Origin of the sequence: Rickettsia endosymbiont of Ixodes scapularis, from assembly GCF_000160735.1 — a bacterium.
GTDB classification, from domain to species: domain Bacteria; phylum Pseudomonadota; class Alphaproteobacteria; order Rickettsiales; family Rickettsiaceae; genus Rickettsia; species Rickettsia tamurae.
The window spans coordinates 1,460,164-1,475,278 of the sequence record NZ_CM000770.1 but is presented as its reverse complement, the minus strand read 5'-3'; the positions used below and the strand labels follow the sequence as shown (position 1 = coordinate 1,475,278).

The following is a 15,115-nucleotide window of genomic DNA, read 5'->3' as shown; positions in this document are numbered from 1 at the left end:
TTCTATGGACTTAAACTACATCTAATAATTAATAGAGCCGGTGGTATAGTTAAAGCATCTTTTAGCCCTGGCAATAAGGATGATAGAAAACAGCTGGAACTGATAATCAAAAATCTTTTTGGTAAAGTATTCGGAGATCGTGGTTATATTTCGCAACAATTATTTCTACAACTTTTAGAGCAAGGAATTTTTATGGTAACTAGGGTAAAGAAAAATATGAAAAATAAACTTATGTCTATGTTGGATAAAATATTATTGCTTAAAAAAGCATTAAACAACCCTCAGCTATAAGCTGAGGGGTTATAAAGTGGAATCGATTAGAAATCGATCATCATTCACAGGTTCACCTTCCTGTTCATCAATATAGTGCTGTATCATTTCATCAGTTATATTACCTGAACTGACCGCCATATAGCCCCTAGCCCACAAATGATTGCCCCAAAATTGTTTTCTTAAATGAGCAAATTCTTGCAATAAAATTCTTGAGCTACTACCTTTTAAATACTGTACTAACTTGCTAAGAGATATTTGTGATTTATATGAGATAAACATATGCACGTGATCACATGATATTTTCCCTGAAATTATATATACTTCATGTTCCATACAAATCTGCCTTAGTAAATCTCTAGCCCTTTCCGCTACTTTGCCTATCAACACTCTCTTCCTATATTTTGGTATCCATATAAGATGTACTTTTATCATACTGACTATGACTATTCTTTCTATAACTTCTCATGTTTCTTGATATAAATTCATTGCTAAAGCAATTTCATTATATCTTCCCTTCGCCTGAAGGCGAGGGATTTCTTATCCCCGAAGGGGACATTAAACTATTGGGGAAGTTTGAGCATTCAAGGCATAGATCAGTTACAAATGCCTTTGTGCATATGGTTGCAGCACTGATAAATTATCAAATGTCTGATAATAAACCTTCTATTACATCTCTCTTGATATGCTAAATCCTATGCTATATTAATTCGAAACTCGCGTTAAATTAAAACAATATATTGATGAAATTGAAGCTGAAAAACTTGCTGCTGAAATTAATGAAGATGTTACTACTGAAAATAACACTCTACTTGATAATGATCATGCTGTGGTAGATATGACCAGAGTCTCCTATGAAGAAGAAGGTACTTTAGTATAGATAACTTAGAGTATTGCTTTTTAATCAACAACCAATAGCAAATTCACTGTTGGTTGTTCCTCGAAAATAAAAATTGAGATTTATTTCAATTCTTTTAGCTTTTCTTTCACTGCTTCTTTAGAACGTCGTCCTGCATAAGAATCATAAGTTTTATTATCTTCAATGAAATGTATAAACCTCAATTCTGGATTAGATAATTTTTAGATATAGCTGGTTTGTTAGATTTCATACAGTAAGCAACAAGAGTAGATAAGATATGGACGAAGGCATTCCAAATTGATCTATGTCTTGTATGTTCAAGTTCAAAAACCCCTTTAGTACACTAAAAACTGTTTCAATAATTGAGCGTTTGCGTAGTAAAATTTTTTCAATTAATGGTATAAGTTTATTCTTCATGTTCTTCTTTATCCCAGTTACCAACTTGATCTCTCTGACGTATAGTTCATCAAAAAGTTCTTGTTTTATATAGCATTTATCCCCAAACAACAATCCAGTAATACGTTTGGTTATTTCTGGCACTGGCACTCTATCATCTATGTTGCCAGGCGTTAGTTTTAAACCTTGAATCTCTCCAAGTTCATTAATCAATAAATGTAATTTAAAACCAAAGAACCAACCTTTTGTTGTTTTGCCTAATGCAGCAATACCAGCAAACACCTTATTGCGAGATACTCTTTTTGGATGACAAATTGCTAAAGATGTTGCATCAATATAAGAGACTCCGGTAGGTTGAGATTGATACATATACCATTCAAGCAATAAAACTAAATACGTTAGAATTCTGGGTTTTAAAGCTATAAAACGAGTATATGATGGAAGAGTTACAAATTCAGATTTATATAATTGTAGATAGGACATATAAAAATATTTAAAGTTTTTACAAGGTGATTGATGATATAAAAGTACTATTGTTAATAGCTCAGAATGGCTTATCTTAGACTCTCTTGTAGGTTTTTTATTGCTAATTGGTAAAAAAGACCGACTAATCCAATATTCAGCAACTTTACAAAAATCATCGACAAAATAAAATAATGCGGTAATATCTTTCTTCAAGGGGATATTCTTGTTTTTTTGCTAAAAACTTATATAGAATATCTTCTATCCCTTGTAAATACTTCCATTCCTACCTCTTTTAATCCAGAATTCGGGTAAAAAAGTTGAATTTGATCCTAATACAGGAAAACCGGTTGCACATTCTCATAGTAAGCCTGCTCAGAATGTTAACAAACTTAATGGAGTTGCATCAATTTTAGCACGAAGAGTTGCTATGGAGATGAGTGATAGTAGTAGTGGCAGTGAAAGCGATAGCGGTAACTGGAGTGATGTTAGTGTTAATAGTAATAAATCAAAAATTCTAAAAACTAAAGGAGAACGAGATGCTAAAACGACTACGCATGCTCAAAAAATTCTAAATAATAGGAGTTCACAAAACCATCATTTGTGAGAAGTTAATTAAGATGTTATTTCTTTGATTGGGTTTTATTGCGTGGATCGAAAAAACGCATTCGGTGTCATWCCGTGGCTTGACCACGGTATTCATAAAAAAGTTTAAAAAGACTGGATCCCGCGATCAAGTCGCGGGATGACAAGAGAAAAAGCGGCCCACGCAACAAAGTCTGCAGTCGCTTAGCTCGTGACGATTTGGGCTCTACCCTTTAAACTTCTTATTTCAACTATTCTTTTGCCAAATAAATTAGCAGTTTTTAGATCACCTTGAGTAGGAGTAATATCAGGAGAAGATTTGTGGTTAGATTGAGTCATAAGTCCTGACCAGCTACCTAAGCGGTTAATTTTATCGGGATCAGCCATCTCATGATCGGCAAAATTCGTGGCAGCTTCAGCTCGCCCAACCCAAATCATACAATGCTGCATAGCGAAGTGAAATAGCTGCTGAATACTGCATAACTTATCACCTGAATAAGAAGCAGAATTAGTGAAGCTTGCGGCTATTTTATCTTTCGGGTCTGTCAGATTTTTTGTGTAAGTACGATTTCTCCATTTGCCCAATTTTGTAAATTTAGTATCACAAAGTATAGCAAATTGATTTAAAGCCATGGCCCAATTCTTAATAGGCATTGTCCATTTTTTAGAAGCATTTGTCAATGCTAAAAAGATTATTTTCTGAATCGATTTATCATCTGGAAATACCCCCTTATTTTTTATAATTTTACGAATTTGACGSTTAGTTGATTCAATAGCATTAGTAGTGTAAATCGCCTTTCTAATGTCTTCCGGAAAGCTAAAGAACGGAGCTATTCCAGACCAATTTCTCTGCCATATATCAAAAATAACTGGATATTTTTCATCCCATTTTTTAGCAAAATTTTGTAATTCTCTTAATCCCTCTGCTTCATTTATTGCAGAATAAACTGCCTTTAAATCAGCTGTTACCAATTTTAAATCTTTATATGATACGTATTTTACAGCGTTTCTTACCATATGAACAATACACAGTTGTACTGTGGTTTTTGGGAAAATGCTATTTATTGCTTCTGGAAAACCTTTAAGACCATCAACACACGCAACATATATTTGTTCTACACCACGATTCTTCAGTTCTGTTACTACTTGCATCCAAAATTTAGATCCTTCATTCTTGCCTATCCAAATACCTAATAGTTCCTTCTTGCCTTCTATATTCACGCCAATATCTAGATAAACTGCTTTATTTATTATTATATGATTGTCTCTTGCCTTAACATGAATACAATCTACATTATAGGATATACACTATCAAGTGCTCTATTCTGCCACGCAGTAACTTCCTCTAAAATGCCATCAGTTACCTTTGATATTAACTCAGATGATACTTTGGTGGCATATAGTTCTTCTAAGTGCCCTTGTATTTCTCGAATAGTCATTCCCCTAGCATATAAAAGATATTTCTTTTATCATCAAATCCTTCAAATCTCCTTCTCCTTTTTGGAATTAGTTGAGGTTCAAATTCTCCTTCCCCGATCCCTTGCACTTCTACTATCAATTTACGACCCTCGGAATCTATTAGAGTCTTTTCATAATTGCCATTACGTCTATTATCTGACTCCTTGGTATTCTTAGAATGCTTCTCATAACCTATATGAGATTCCATTTCTTTTTCTAAAATCTTATTTACTATCTGCTTTTTAATTTCCTGAAATATTCCTTCTTTGCCAAATATCTCAGATGGATCACTTTGTGATAGTATTTCTGATACTACTTTTTCTATAGTCGGATTTGATACTTTACTCTTATTCTTCATATTAGCCTCATGTAAGTTGTTTTAATTAATTTTATTCTTAACTATTTTTATAACTTACACAAACTTTCTGACACCCCCAAGATTAAAAATTATAATTCAGTAGTGATATACTTGATATTTCCATCTTCTCCTATCAATGGGTAATACTTTGTTTGAGAGTTATAAGCATCATAACTAATTGATGTTTGTGATGATAGTTTTTGTGCTAATATTGTCAATTTTTCTTCATATAACTTAAAAGATTTTTCTAAATCCTTTTTTGTAACCTTTACAGTTTTAGCTTCATTTGTATTTACTTTGAGTGTTTCAATATTTTCTGTTGAGTCATATTTTGTTAAAGTTACTTTTTCTTTTTTTGGGAAGGGAAAATATGCTTTTATTTTTACCAATGCTGTTTTTATTTCTGTTGGAACACTTAGAACAAGTTTATCTAATAACATCTAATACCTTAAAATCATTTTGAAGCGGCAAAAATATATAAGTCTTATTTATAAATGTCAATATAAATTAACATATAATTACTATAAGTATTAACAAATGCTAATTATTATAATTTTCTTTCACAAAATCGAAATAAACTGTTATTAATATAAAAAACGAATCTTAATCTATATATGCGTTCTTTATTTGTAGTAATTATATTCTTTCTAATGAGCAGTTGTAATTTAAAACCGGTATATAGTGAAAAATACAGTAGAAATAATGATTTAGAAGCTATTGAAGTTGAACCGATTAGAACAATTGAAGGAGCTGAGTTTTATCATCGTTTAACTAGTATTTTACCTCAGAAAGCAAAAGCAAAATACCTGCTTAAAGCAGAGCTTATCGCAACAACTATGCCTGCTACTATTGAAAAAAACTCCAATGTTTTAAGGGAATATATTAATCAATTAGTTAGGTATAAATTAATTGATATAGAAAGCCAAAAGGTTTTAATTGAAGAGAAGTTTTACCAAAACACGTCATATAATGCTATTTTTACACCATATGCAACAAATGTTGAAAGAGATGAAACAGGAATAGACTTGGCATATCAAGCAGCAGAAGAAATTCGTAGCAGATTAATTTTATATTTTACACGGGAATAGTTAAGCTATGAAATTTTATTTTTCACAAATAGGTAGATTATTTGAACTAATAACAGCCGGAAAGATTAGAGCTCTTTTACTATATGGTCCTGATAAAGGTTATATAGAAAAAATTTGTAAGCATTTAGTAAAAAGCTTAAATATGCTACAAACTTCTATAGAATATGTAGATCTTAATATTTCATCTTTAGAAATATTACTTAATTCGTCTAATTTTTTTGGTCAAAAAGAATTAATTAAAATTAGATCGGTTGGGAATTCAATCGATAAAAATTTAAAAACAATTCTAAGCAGTGATTATATAAATTTTCCTGTGTTTATCGGTGAGGAAATTACTTCAAGTGGGAGCTTTAAAAAGTTTTTTGAAACGGAAGAATATTTAGCGGCAGTTGCTTGTTATCATGACGATGAAGCAAAAATTGAACGAATTATTTTAGGTAAAGTAGAAAAAACTAATAAAATTATAAGTAAAGAAGCTATCACTTATTTAAAAGCTCATTTAAAAGGTGATCATGATTTAATTTGTAGCGAAATAAATAAATTAATATATTTTGTTCATGATGAACGCGAAATTACTTTAAACGATGTTCTAGAAGTTATAAGTAGCGAAATTACGGCAAACGGCAGTGATTTAGCAATGTATTTTTCAAAAAAAGATTATAGTAATTTTCTGCAAGAGCTGGAAATATTAAAAAAACAAAATATCAATGAAGTTTTAATTATTAGAGCCTTAATAAGGCATTATTTAAATTTATATATAGTTTTGTCGAAAGTAAAAAACGGTGAGCGTTTGGAACTCGCAATAAAATCATTATCCCCAGCGATTTTCTATCAGTATATTAATGATTTTACGAAAATAGCAGGTAGTCTTAGCCTAACCGAATGTCTAAAGACTTTAAAACTGCTACAACAGGCAGAAGTGGATTATAAGTTAAATCCTGCTAGTTTCGATTTATTCCAAAGTATACTCCAAAGTAAATGAAGAGTAGACAAAGTTTAATTTGGAAAAGAGCAAGGAGACTATAAGGCGAGGAGCGTATACTTAAATACGTGAGCACTGTAGCTCTTATAAGACGACGTAGCCAATTTTTCAAATTAAACGAGTATACATTATGCCTGGACCTGATTTTTCTGCTCCTGACAAACAAATTCACGAGATAATTAGAGTTAATCATGCTGGAGAGTATGGTGCAAAAAGAATTTATCAAGGGCAACTAAAATATATCAAATCTCAAAATGATCATATATTGATTAAAGAAATGCTTGATCACGAAGAGGTCCATTTAAATTATTTTGAAAAAAAATTACTAGAAAAAGAAGTAAGACCCACGTTTTTATTATTTTTTTGGCATCATTACGGATTTTTACTTGGTGCTTTATCTTCCTTGATGGGAATAAAAACGGCGATGCTTGTTACCGAGAGTGTAGAAGAAGTAATAGAAAAACATTATGAACAGCAAATAAATTATTTAGAAAATAAAAATGTTGAGCCGGAATTATTAAATAATATTATTAAATTTCGACTTGATGAAATTGAACATAAAAATATTGCTATAATGAATGATAGTACTGAGGCAATATTTGCAGAAATAACTAGTAAAATAGTGAAGATAATTTGTCGTATCTCTATAATTTTAAGTAAGAAAATTTAGAGTTAACAGCTTAATTAGTTGAAAAATCTAGAAATATTTTACTTTTAAGATATTAAGAAGATAATAAAAAAACATTAATAATATTATTAGAAACGGTGATGAAAAGAAAAATTTTTTTAATTTTTTCTTTATTTTTTGCATTTGTAGGGGGTGTCAGAAAGTTTGTGTAAGTTATAAAAATAGTTAAGAATAAAATTAATTAAAACAACTTACATGAGGCTAATATGAAGAATAAGAGTAAAGTATCAAATCCGACTATAGAAAAAGTAGTATCAGAAATACTATCACAAAGTGATCCATCTGAGATATTTGGCAAAGAAGGAATATTTCAGGAAATTAAAAAGCAGATAGTAAATAAGATTTTAGAAAAAGAAATGGAATCTCATATAGGTTATGAGAAGCATTCTAAGAATACCAAGGAGTCAGATAATAGACGTAATGGCAATTATGAAAAGACTCTAATAGATCCCGAGGGTCATAAATTGATAGTAGAAGTACCAAGGGATCGGGAAGGAGAATTTGAACCTCAACTAATTCCAAAAGGAGTAAGGAGATTTGAAGGATTTGATGATAAAGTAATATCTTTATATGCTAGGGGAATGACTATTCGAGAAATACAAGGGCACTTAGAAGAACTATATGCCACCAAAGTATCATCTGAGTTAATATCAAAGGTAACTGATGGCATTTTAGAGGAAGTTACTGCGTGGCAGAATAGAGCACTTGATAGTGTATATCCTATAATGTAGATTGTATTCATGTTAAGGCAAGAGACAATCATATAATAATAAATAAAGCAGTTTATCTAGMTATTGGCGTGAATATAGAAGGCAAGAAGGAACTATTAGGTATTTGGATAGGCAAGAATGAAGGATCTAAATTTTGGATGCAAGTAGTAACAGAACTGAAGAATCGTGGTGTAGAACAAATATATGTTGCGTGTGTTGATGGTCTTAAAGGTTTTCCAGAAGCAATAAATAGCATTTTCCCAAAAACCACAGTACAACTGTGTATTGTTCATATGGTAAGAAACTCTGTAAAATACGTATCATATAAAGATTTAAAATTGGTAACAGCTGATTTAAAGGCAGTTTATTCTGCAATAAATGAAGCAGAGGGATTAAGAGAATTACAAAATTTTGCTAAAAAATGGGATGAAAAATATCCAGTTATTTTTGATATATGGCAGAGAAATTGGTCTGGAATAGCTCCGTTCTTTAGCTTTCCGGAAGACATTAGAAAGGCGATTTACACTACTAATGCTATTGAATCAACTAACCGTCAAATTCGTAAAATTATAAAAAATAAGGGGGTATTTCCAGATGATAAATCGATTCAGAAAATAATCTTTTTAGCATTGACAAATGCTTCTAAAAAATGGACAATGCCTATTAAGAATTGGGCCATGGCTTTAAATCAATTTGCTATACTTTGTGATACTAAATTTACAAAATTGGGCAAATGGAGAAATCGTACTTACACAAAAAATCTGACAGACCCTATTGGTATTTTTTAGAATTAATAAATCTTTATTTGTATCAAACATAGTTAATACTACTCGCAATTCCTTTATTTAATTTATGCCTAAACTTAATCTAGAATCAATAAATAAAGGTGCCAGGGGTTAAGCTCCGTTGCTGTAAGACAACAACCTCCATTATACTTCATGATTTTACTCACTTATAATAATAGACCCCTTGCATAACTTAATATTAAGTTTTGACAGATTGGTCTTGCAACAATGGAGCTTAAACATTATTAGCGGTCTATATATTAGTTGAATAATATAAAGAGTCAAGAGATTTTAGTTGTCATTAATAATAAATAATGTAATTCTGAGTTACGAGGTATATTTTCTATATAATCTGCTTCTAGAATTTGCTTTTACATCAATAATAATTTATATTTATTTATATACTAAGATAGTACTTGAAAAATTGACTATCTCGTCTTTGTAAGACCTTGTACGCTCACATATTACTATACGTTCTGCTCCTTGGCTTACAGACTCCTTGCTCTTTTCCAAGTTGATCTTCGTATATCTACTCGAAGTATAATTAGAAAATGATAAAATAAAATATGAATTCAAATTCACATTCTATTACTAAATCGCACTTATTCCATATAGTAGATCCAAGCCCTTGGCCCGTCCTAACATCTTTTGCTTTACTTCTTTTGGTTATAGGCGGCGTCTCGTTCATGCATGGCTATAAATTTAATATATATATTTTATCTGCAGGAGTTATTTCAGTAGGTTACTGTTTATATTCTTGGTGGAAAGATGTAGTGAAAGAAGGAATAGTCGAACATCAGCATACTAGTCCTGTTAGAAAAGGTTTACAAATAGGTATGGCGTTATTTATCTTAACGGAAATAGTATTTTTTGGTGTATTTTTTGCTTCTTTTTTTAAATCAAGTCTATCCCCCGTAGGTCTTTTAGACGGTGTATGGGTTGTAAAGCAGGGAATTTGGCCTCCACCTACAATTAAAACTTTTGATCCGTTTGATATTCCGTTTATCAATACTTTAATATTACTCTTATCAGGCACTACCGTTACTTGGGCTCACTACGCCTTAGAAGAAAAAAATCAAAAAGATTGCGTAACTGCACTTGCTCTTACCATATTGCTTGGAATATTTTTTACAACTATGCAAGCATATGAATATTATCATGCGGCGTTTAAATTTACAGATGGTATATATGCTTCTAATTTTTATTTAGCAACGGGTTTTCATGGAGCTCATGTAATTATAGGTACTATATTTCTAATAGTTTGCTACTTTAGAGCAAAAAGAGGAGATTTTACTACAGAAGGTAATGGACATTTAGGGTTTGAATTTGCTGCATGGTACTGGCATTTTGTGGATGTGGTTTGGTTATTTTTATTTACGTTTGTTTATATATTTGGAAGTTAAATTATACTATATGTGATTATAATGTTACTTATAACCTCAATTCTGGATTAGATAATTTTTAGATATAGCTGGTTTGTTAGATTTCATACAGTAAGCAACAAGAGTAGATAAGATATGGACGAAGGCATTCCAAATTGATCTATGTCTTGTATGTTCAAGTTCAAAAACCCCTTTAGTACACTAAAAACTGTTTCAATAATTGAGCGTTTGCGTAGTAAAATTTTTTCAATTAATGGTATAAGTTTATTCTTCATGTTCTTCTTTATCCCAGTTACCAACTTGATCTCTCTGACGTATAGTTCATCAAAAAGTTCTTGTTTTATATAGCATTTATCCCCAAACAACAATCCAGTAATACGTTTGGTTATTTCTGGCACTGGCACTCTATCATCTATGTTGCCAGGCGTTAGTTTTAAACCTTGAATCTCTCCAAGTTCATTAATCAATAAATGTAATTTAAAACCAAAGAACCAACCTTTTGTTGTTTTGCCTAATGCAGCAATACCAGCAAACACCTTATTGCGAGATACTCTTTTTGGATGACAAATTGCTAAAGATGTTGCATCAATATAAGAGACTCCGGTAGGTTGAGATTGATACATATACCATTCAAGCAATAAAACTAAATACGTTAGAATTCTGGGTTTTAAAGCTATAAAACGAGTATATGATGGAAGAGTTACAAATTCAGATTTATATAATTGTAGATAGGACATATAAAAATATTTAAAGTTTTTACAAGGTGATTGATGATATAAAAGTACTATTGTTAATAGCTCAGAATGGCTTATCTTAGACTCTCTTGTAGGTTTTTTATTGCTAATTGGTAAAAAAGACCGACTAATCCAATATTCAGCAACTTTACAAAAATCATCGACAAAATAAAATAATGCGGTAATATCTTTCTTCAAGGGGATATTCTTGTTTTTTTGCTAAAAACTTATATAGAATATCTTCTATCCCTTGTAAATACTTCCATTCCTACCTCTTTTAATCCAGAATTCGGGTTTAAAATAAGTGTTTTTAAAATATTTTTGCATATTAATTAAAATTGCATATATTTAGTAGTTGATTTATATATAAATAAATTATACATTATTTTTTAAATGCTAGTTATTTTATTGAGGTAAAACATATGAACTTTCCTATTCGTAAATTAAACGAAGAATTAATCGATTATAATCTATCATTACGCATATTATTTACTATTCTAAGTGTGGCTATTATTATGGTAGCTTTTGATAGTTTAGGTAATAATGTCGACGATCCTGTGGGTGATGCATTATGTAAGTTAATTAAAGTATTCAGAGGCAATACTGCAAAAGGTATAGCTGTTGTCGGTATAATTGTTCTGGGAATTCAAACATTAAGAGGAAAATTGCAGTGGGAAATAGCTTTAGTGGTAGTTACTGCAATCATTATATTATTTAAAGCTCCAGATATTGTTAATATGGTATCAAGTGATACTAATAGCTCAAGTTGTGGTGTTTCCTAATACACGATAATAAAAATTATTATATCTTTAGTAATACCCATATTATTATATCTTTAGTAATACCCATATTATTATATCTTTAGTAATACCCATATTATTATATCTTTAGTAATACCCATATTATTATATCTTTAGTAATACCCATATTATTATATCTTTAGTAATACCCATATTATTATATCTTTAGTAATACCCATATTATTATATCTTTAGTAATACCCATATTATTATATCTTTAGTAATACCCATATTATTATATCTTTAGTAATACCCATATTATTATATCTTTAGTAATACCCATATTATTATATCTTTAGTAATACCCATAAGTTTCGGCTTATGGGTATTTTTATTTTTTTGTATATCATTCATGAGAAAAGACAGGGCGGCGTGGATACCGAGTCGTCATTGCGAGCAACCGTAGGCTGCGTGGCAATCTCATGAAATAATAACACACTCCTGAGATTGCGTACGTACAATTACTTACGTAATTTCCTCACAATGACGGATAAATCGATCCACGAACCGTCTTCACTTAAATAAAAGCCCTAATCTATTACCTATAACAATATCAATATATTTTGCCGTAACAGGGATCCCTTCAATATTCATTTCTAGATATATTGCTTGTTTTGCAGGGATTTTTGTTTGTAGTTTTGTAATTGATACATATTCATCTAAAGCTTGATTATTAGTATCCATTACTCTAACTTTGATTATAGGATCAGAAATTAAATAATCAGACTGATTAGATAATTTATAAAATATCTTCATACCGCCTATATGACGAGATTTTCCTAAATTAATTTCCTCTATCTTTAATTGATCATATTTACCTAAGAATTTAAAACTATCTATTAGTAATATCACTAAACAAAAAATTATAAAGCTAGTCCATAATATTGGAAATATATTATATTTTTTCTTAGGAGGAATATACGGTAAAATAACCGGCACATTAGCATTATAATGATTTTTAATAGTTTCCGTGTTTACTTTATCTTTAAAGTCATTTAATTTACTAGTGTTATAGTCTAATTTTTGATACCACAAATGGCTACATTTGGAACATTTTACTCGTCGTCCGTTAATACCTATTTGATTGCTTGTAACAATAAATCTTGTTTGGCAATTTGGGCAAGTAATATACATAGTTAATTATAATTATTATGTTTGACTTCATGATAATCTCATTTATTATTTTTGGCAATAAAACAGTTAAAAGATATGTCCTCTCTTATTAAAGAAATTGAAGAAGCTTGGCAAATTAAGGACAAACTTCTTCAAGATTCTTCAAAGCTTATAACATTAAAGAAAACTCTTAATGATATTATAGAAGTCTTAAATCAAGGTACAATTCGTGTTTGTGAAAAGCAAGAAAATAATTGGCAAGTTAATGAATGGGTAAAGAAAGCTATATTGCTATATTTTATCACTACGGAATCGCAGCTTTATAATAACAATTATAATAGTTGGTATGATAAGGTTGCCCCTAAATTTTCTGCAGATATCGATAAAAATACATTCAAAGAAGCTGCTATACGCAAAGTTCCCGGAGCTGTTGTTAGAACCGGTACTTATATAGCTAAAAATGTTGTAATTATGCCTTCTTTCATTAATATAGGTGCTTATATAGATGAGGGAACAATGATTGATACATGGGCTACTATTGGCTCATGTGCTCAAATCGGTAAGAATTGCCATATTTCAGGCGGCACGGGAATAGGCGGGGTACTTGAACCGCTGCAAGCAAAGCCCGTTATCATTGAAGATAATTGTTTTATCGGTGCAAGATCGGAAATAGCAGAAGGTGTAATAGTAGAGGAAGGAGCAGTAATTAGTATGGGGGTGTTTATCGGTAGCTCTACAAAAATAGTATATAGAGATACAGGTGAAATTATTTACGGCAGAATTCCGGCTTATTCCGTTGTAGTTCCAGGAGTATTACCTGCTAAGGAAGTCGGCAAGCCTGGACTTTATTGCGTAGTTATCGTAAAACAAGTCGATAAAACTACTAGAGCTAAAGTAAGCATAAATGATCTCTTAAGAATGTAGATCAATAATATCGCCGATTATATCCTTAAAATACTCCTTTCTTTGTTGTGCTGAAATATCTGTTTGTTGAATTGCGTTATTATTTGGGTTTCCTAAGAAAGTATTATATGCCATAAGCATTACATTTTGTTGTTTTTGAGGATCACGTACAACACCAGCTGCTTTAAAATAGGATTCCGCAGCATCTGCTTCCTGTTGTTTTTGAAAGCGAAGTTCGTTTCCTTGGTCTATATATAAATCATATTTTATAGGCTTTTCAGCCTTATTTATGAGGCTGTCATAACATTTTAATATAGAGTCTAATTTATTATTCTTTCTATAAAATATGATAGACGTCCTAAGTTAAATAGCATATCACCGATTTTATTGTACATTTCTTTAAGTTCTTCATTACTATGTTAGAGTTGCATTATAATTAGCTAAAGCTCTCTTATAATCTTCTTCTTCACTCAATATATCGCCTATTTTGGAGTAGCAGCTAGCTATAGTTTTGATTACTTCCGCCTTGTCAGGGTACTTATTTAACCACTCTATGGCTTCTTTATAATATTGCACCGGTTGATCGTTTTTAGGTTCTATATTTTTTATAGAAGATAGATAGTTATTTTTTAACGCGAGTTTCATATTAAGATGCCTAAATTATGGTTAATGAATATGCTATAATCCTTATCCTTTCAAGGTTTGTAAGAGGTGTTGATGAACGAACATTAGAATTCCCCATGACGAATATTAAAATTCCCCATTTTTGAGTAAAAAATATTGTCTAAAGTATTACATTATTATCCTCCGATTTTATAGTTAATTTTTTGCCTTTCGCTGTAGCGATTCTATGACTTTCAGTATTTAGTTTAAGAATTGAAGAATGGTGAACCAATCTGCCAATAGCTGCTGACGTAGTCATTTCATCTTTAAAAATAGTATTCCATTTTGCAAAAACTAAATTGCTAGTAATTAATACACTACTCATTTCATAACGTTCAGGTAATAAGGTAAATAAAACATCAGTTTCTTCACGATTATATGGTACATATGATATATCATCAATTATCAATATTTCAAAATAATCGAATTTTTTAATAATTTGCTTAAGTTTTAAACTAAGTTTTGCTTCTAGTAATTGTTGAACCAAATTAGCTGCTGTTGTATATAATACACGCCTACCAGCAAGACACCACTCACGTGCTAAACCTATACTAAGATGACTTTTGCCAGTGCCAGGATTACCAAAAATAAGTATATTTTCATAGCGATCCATAAATTCTCCTTGTGCAAGATATTGGATCTTAGTTGACGATAATCCTGGGATACTCTTAATATCAAAGTTGCTTAATAACTTATCTCGAGAGAGTTTTGCTTGCTTCAGCAATCTGGCAATACGTTGCTGATGTCTATGTTCTAACTCACGTATGGCTAACTCCTGTAGTAATCTATATATGTTTTCTTTTCTTGCTCAAAGCTTTCTGCAACTGATTTGTAGCATGATGCAAAAGTAGGTAAGCAAAGGTTCTTGAGTAAATTATT

At 30.8% G+C, this 15,115-nt stretch carries 15 protein-coding genes and 6 pseudogenes; 10 read left to right on the top strand and 11 right to left on the bottom strand.

Going from position 1 to position 15,115, the window contains the following annotated elements; translation table 11 throughout:
• A partial coding sequence (locus tag REIS_RS07410; RefSeq protein WP_008580726.1) for an IS982 family transposase occupies positions 1–291 on the top strand: 291 nt, incomplete at its 5' end.
• A 9-nt stretch (positions 292–300) separates the two neighbouring features.
• Here REIS_RS07410 and tnpA read toward each other — a convergent pair.
• The gene (gene tnpA / locus REIS_RS07405) at positions 301–705 is read right to left on the bottom strand and encodes an IS200/IS605 family transposase (RefSeq protein WP_008580724.1); all 405 of its coding nucleotides are present in this window, start codon (positions 703–705) and stop codon (positions 301–303) included.
• 53 nt (positions 706–758) lie between these two features.
• On the opposite strand from tnpA, the gene REIS_RS07400 reads away from it, so the two are divergent.
• Positions 759–962: a hypothetical protein gene (locus tag REIS_RS07400; RefSeq protein ID WP_008580722.1), complete on the top strand. Its 204-nt coding sequence runs from the start codon at positions 759–761 to the stop codon at positions 960–962.
• A 268-nt stretch (positions 963–1,230) separates the two neighbouring features.
• Here REIS_RS07400 and REIS_RS17450 read toward each other — a convergent pair.
• Together REIS_RS17450 and REIS_RS07395 are read right to left on the bottom strand one after the other, a co-directional pair.
• Positions 1,231–1,326 (bottom strand): annotated as a pseudogene (locus tag REIS_RS17450) (penicillin binding protein transpeptidase domain-containing protein); the annotation flags it as partial.
• Positions 1,327–1,328: 2 nt separating this feature from the next.
• A pseudogene (locus tag REIS_RS07395) lies at positions 1,329–2,203 on the bottom strand (IS982 family transposase).
• Positions 2,204–2,300: 97 nt separating this feature from the next.
• On the opposite strand from REIS_RS07395, the pseudogene REIS_RS13125 reads away from it, so the two are divergent.
• Positions 2,301–2,602, top strand: a pseudogene (locus tag REIS_RS13125) (Arp2/3 complex-activating protein rickA); the annotation flags it as partial.
• Positions 2,603–2,776: 174 nt separating this feature from the next.
• Here REIS_RS13125 and REIS_RS14440 read toward each other — a convergent pair.
• The 3 genes and pseudogenes from REIS_RS14440 to REIS_RS07385 all read right to left on the bottom strand — a co-directional run bounded on the left by REIS_RS14440 (position 2,777) and on the right by REIS_RS07385 (position 4,828).
• Positions 2,777–3,010, bottom strand: coding sequence for a hypothetical protein (locus tag REIS_RS14440; protein WP_037214075.1), 234 nt, complete (start codon positions 3,008–3,010; stop codon positions 2,777–2,779).
• Positions 3,011–3,181: 171 nt separating this feature from the next.
• Positions 3,182–4,388, bottom strand: a pseudogene (locus REIS_RS14430) (IS256 family transposase); the annotation flags it as partial.
• Positions 4,389–4,477: 89 nt separating this feature from the next.
• Positions 4,478–4,828 (bottom strand): hypothetical protein, encoded by a 351-nt coding sequence (locus tag REIS_RS07385; protein ID WP_008580715.1) that lies wholly within the window; start codon positions 4,826–4,828, stop codon positions 4,478–4,480.
• A gap of 174 nt (positions 4,829–5,002) precedes the next feature.
• Between REIS_RS07385 and REIS_RS07380 the strand changes: the two genes are divergently transcribed.
• The 5 genes and pseudogenes from REIS_RS07380 (at position 5,003) to REIS_RS07360 (ending at position 10,044) form a co-directional block, all read left to right on the top strand.
• Positions 5,003–5,476: a hypothetical protein gene (locus tag REIS_RS07380; protein ID WP_008580713.1), complete on the top strand. Its 474-nt coding sequence runs from the start codon at positions 5,003–5,005 to the stop codon at positions 5,474–5,476.
• 7 nt (positions 5,477–5,483) lie between these two features.
• The gene (gene holA, locus REIS_RS07375) at positions 5,484–6,458 is read left to right on the top strand and encodes a DNA polymerase III subunit delta (protein ID WP_008580711.1); all 975 of its coding nucleotides are present in this window, start codon (positions 5,484–5,486) and stop codon (positions 6,456–6,458) included.
• Between the two features lie 130 nt (positions 6,459–6,588).
• Positions 6,589–7,128, top strand: coding sequence for a demethoxyubiquinone hydroxylase family protein (locus REIS_RS07370; protein WP_008580710.1), 540 nt, complete (start codon positions 6,589–6,591; stop codon positions 7,126–7,128).
• A gap of 224 nt (positions 7,129–7,352) precedes the next feature.
• Positions 7,353–8,644, top strand: a pseudogene (locus REIS_RS07365) (IS256 family transposase).
• Positions 8,645–9,207: 563 nt separating this feature from the next.
• Entirely contained in the window at positions 9,208–10,044 is an 837-nt protein-coding gene (locus REIS_RS07360) for a cytochrome c oxidase subunit 3 (protein WP_008580704.1), read from the top strand.
• A 36-nt stretch (positions 10,045–10,080) separates the two neighbouring features.
• On the opposite strand, the pseudogene REIS_RS07355 reads toward REIS_RS07360, so the two are convergent.
• Positions 10,081–10,955 (bottom strand): annotated as a pseudogene (locus tag REIS_RS07355) (IS982 family transposase).
• A gap of 224 nt (positions 10,956–11,179) precedes the next feature.
• Between REIS_RS07355 and REIS_RS07350 the strand changes: the two are divergent.
• The gene (locus tag REIS_RS07350; protein ID WP_008580702.1) at positions 11,180–11,539 is read left to right on the top strand and encodes a TrbC/VirB2 family protein; all 360 of its coding nucleotides are present in this window, start codon (positions 11,180–11,182) and stop codon (positions 11,537–11,539) included.
• A gap of 531 nt (positions 11,540–12,070) precedes the next feature.
• On the opposite strand, the gene REIS_RS07345 is transcribed toward REIS_RS07350, so the two are convergent.
• Positions 12,071–12,691 carry an MJ0042-type zinc finger domain-containing protein gene (locus tag REIS_RS07345; protein WP_008580700.1) on the bottom strand — a complete coding sequence of 207 codons (621 nt, stop codon included), beginning with the start codon at positions 12,689–12,691 and terminating at the stop codon, positions 12,071–12,073.
• 75 nt (positions 12,692–12,766) lie between these two features.
• Here REIS_RS07345 and dapD point away from each other — a divergent pair, with 75 nt between their 5' ends.
• Entirely contained in the window at positions 12,767–13,594 is an 828-nt protein-coding gene (gene dapD / locus REIS_RS07340; RefSeq protein WP_008580699.1) for a 2,3,4,5-tetrahydropyridine-2,6-dicarboxylate N-succinyltransferase, read from the top strand.
• Here the strand turns inward: dapD and REIS_RS16520 are convergent.
• The 3 genes from REIS_RS16520 to istB form a co-directional block, all read right to left on the bottom strand.
• Positions 13,583–13,708 carry a hypothetical protein gene (locus REIS_RS16520; protein WP_256377109.1) on the bottom strand — a complete coding sequence of 42 codons (126 nt, stop codon included), beginning with the start codon at positions 13,706–13,708 and terminating at the stop codon, positions 13,583–13,585. The genes dapD and REIS_RS16520 overlap by 12 nt on opposite strands.
• 279 nt (positions 13,709–13,987) lie before the next feature.
• The gene (locus REIS_RS15905) at positions 13,988–14,218 is read right to left on the bottom strand and encodes a hypothetical protein (RefSeq protein WP_008580696.1); all 231 of its coding nucleotides are present in this window, start codon (positions 14,216–14,218) and stop codon (positions 13,988–13,990) included.
• Positions 14,219–14,357: 139 nt separating this feature from the next.
• On the bottom strand, positions 14,358–15,002 hold the full coding sequence (gene istB / locus REIS_RS07330; protein WP_241760956.1) for an IS21-like element helper ATPase IstB: 645 nt from the start codon (positions 15,000–15,002) through the stop codon (positions 14,358–14,360).
• Positions 15,003–15,115 lie beyond the last annotated feature (113 nt).

What these genes read in the sequence shown, in the direction of transcription:
- tnpA (WP_008580724.1), bottom strand. Translation starts at nt 705, where the DNA reads ATGATAAAAGTACATCTTATATGGATACCAAAATATAGGAAGAGAGTG.
- REIS_RS16520 (WP_256377109.1), bottom strand. Translation starts at nt 13,708, where the DNA reads ATGGCATATAATACTTTCTTAGGAAACCCAAATAATAACGCAATTCAA.
- dapD (WP_008580699.1), top strand. Translation starts at nt 12,767, where the DNA reads ATGTCCTCTCTTATTAAAGAAATTGAAGAAGCTTGGCAAATTAAGGAC.
- REIS_RS07350 (WP_008580702.1), top strand. Translation starts at nt 11,180, where the DNA reads ATGAACTTTCCTATTCGTAAATTAAACGAAGAATTAATCGATTATAAT.
- REIS_RS07360 (WP_008580704.1), top strand. Translation starts at nt 9,208, where the DNA reads ATGAATTCAAATTCACATTCTATTACTAAATCGCACTTATTCCATATA.
- REIS_RS14440 (WP_037214075.1), bottom strand. Translation starts at nt 3,010, where the DNA reads ATGATTTGGGTTGGGCGAGCTGAAGCTGCCACGAATTTTGCCGATCAT.
- REIS_RS07385 (WP_008580715.1), bottom strand. Translation starts at nt 4,828, where the DNA reads ATGTTATTAGATAAACTTGTTCTAAGTGTTCCAACAGAAATAAAAACA.
- REIS_RS07380 (WP_008580713.1), top strand. Translation starts at nt 5,003, where the DNA reads ATGCGTTCTTTATTTGTAGTAATTATATTCTTTCTAATGAGCAGTTGT.
- REIS_RS07370 (WP_008580710.1), top strand. Translation starts at nt 6,589, where the DNA reads ATGCCTGGACCTGATTTTTCTGCTCCTGACAAACAAATTCACGAGATA.
- REIS_RS07345 (WP_008580700.1), bottom strand. Translation starts at nt 12,691, where the DNA reads ATGTATATTACTTGCCCAAATTGCCAAACAAGATTTATTGTTACAAGC.
- holA (WP_008580711.1), top strand. Translation starts at nt 5,484, where the DNA reads ATGAAATTTTATTTTTCACAAATAGGTAGATTATTTGAACTAATAACA.
- REIS_RS15905 (WP_008580696.1), bottom strand. Translation starts at nt 14,218, where the DNA reads ATGAAACTCGCGTTAAAAAATAACTATCTATCTTCTATAAAAAATATA.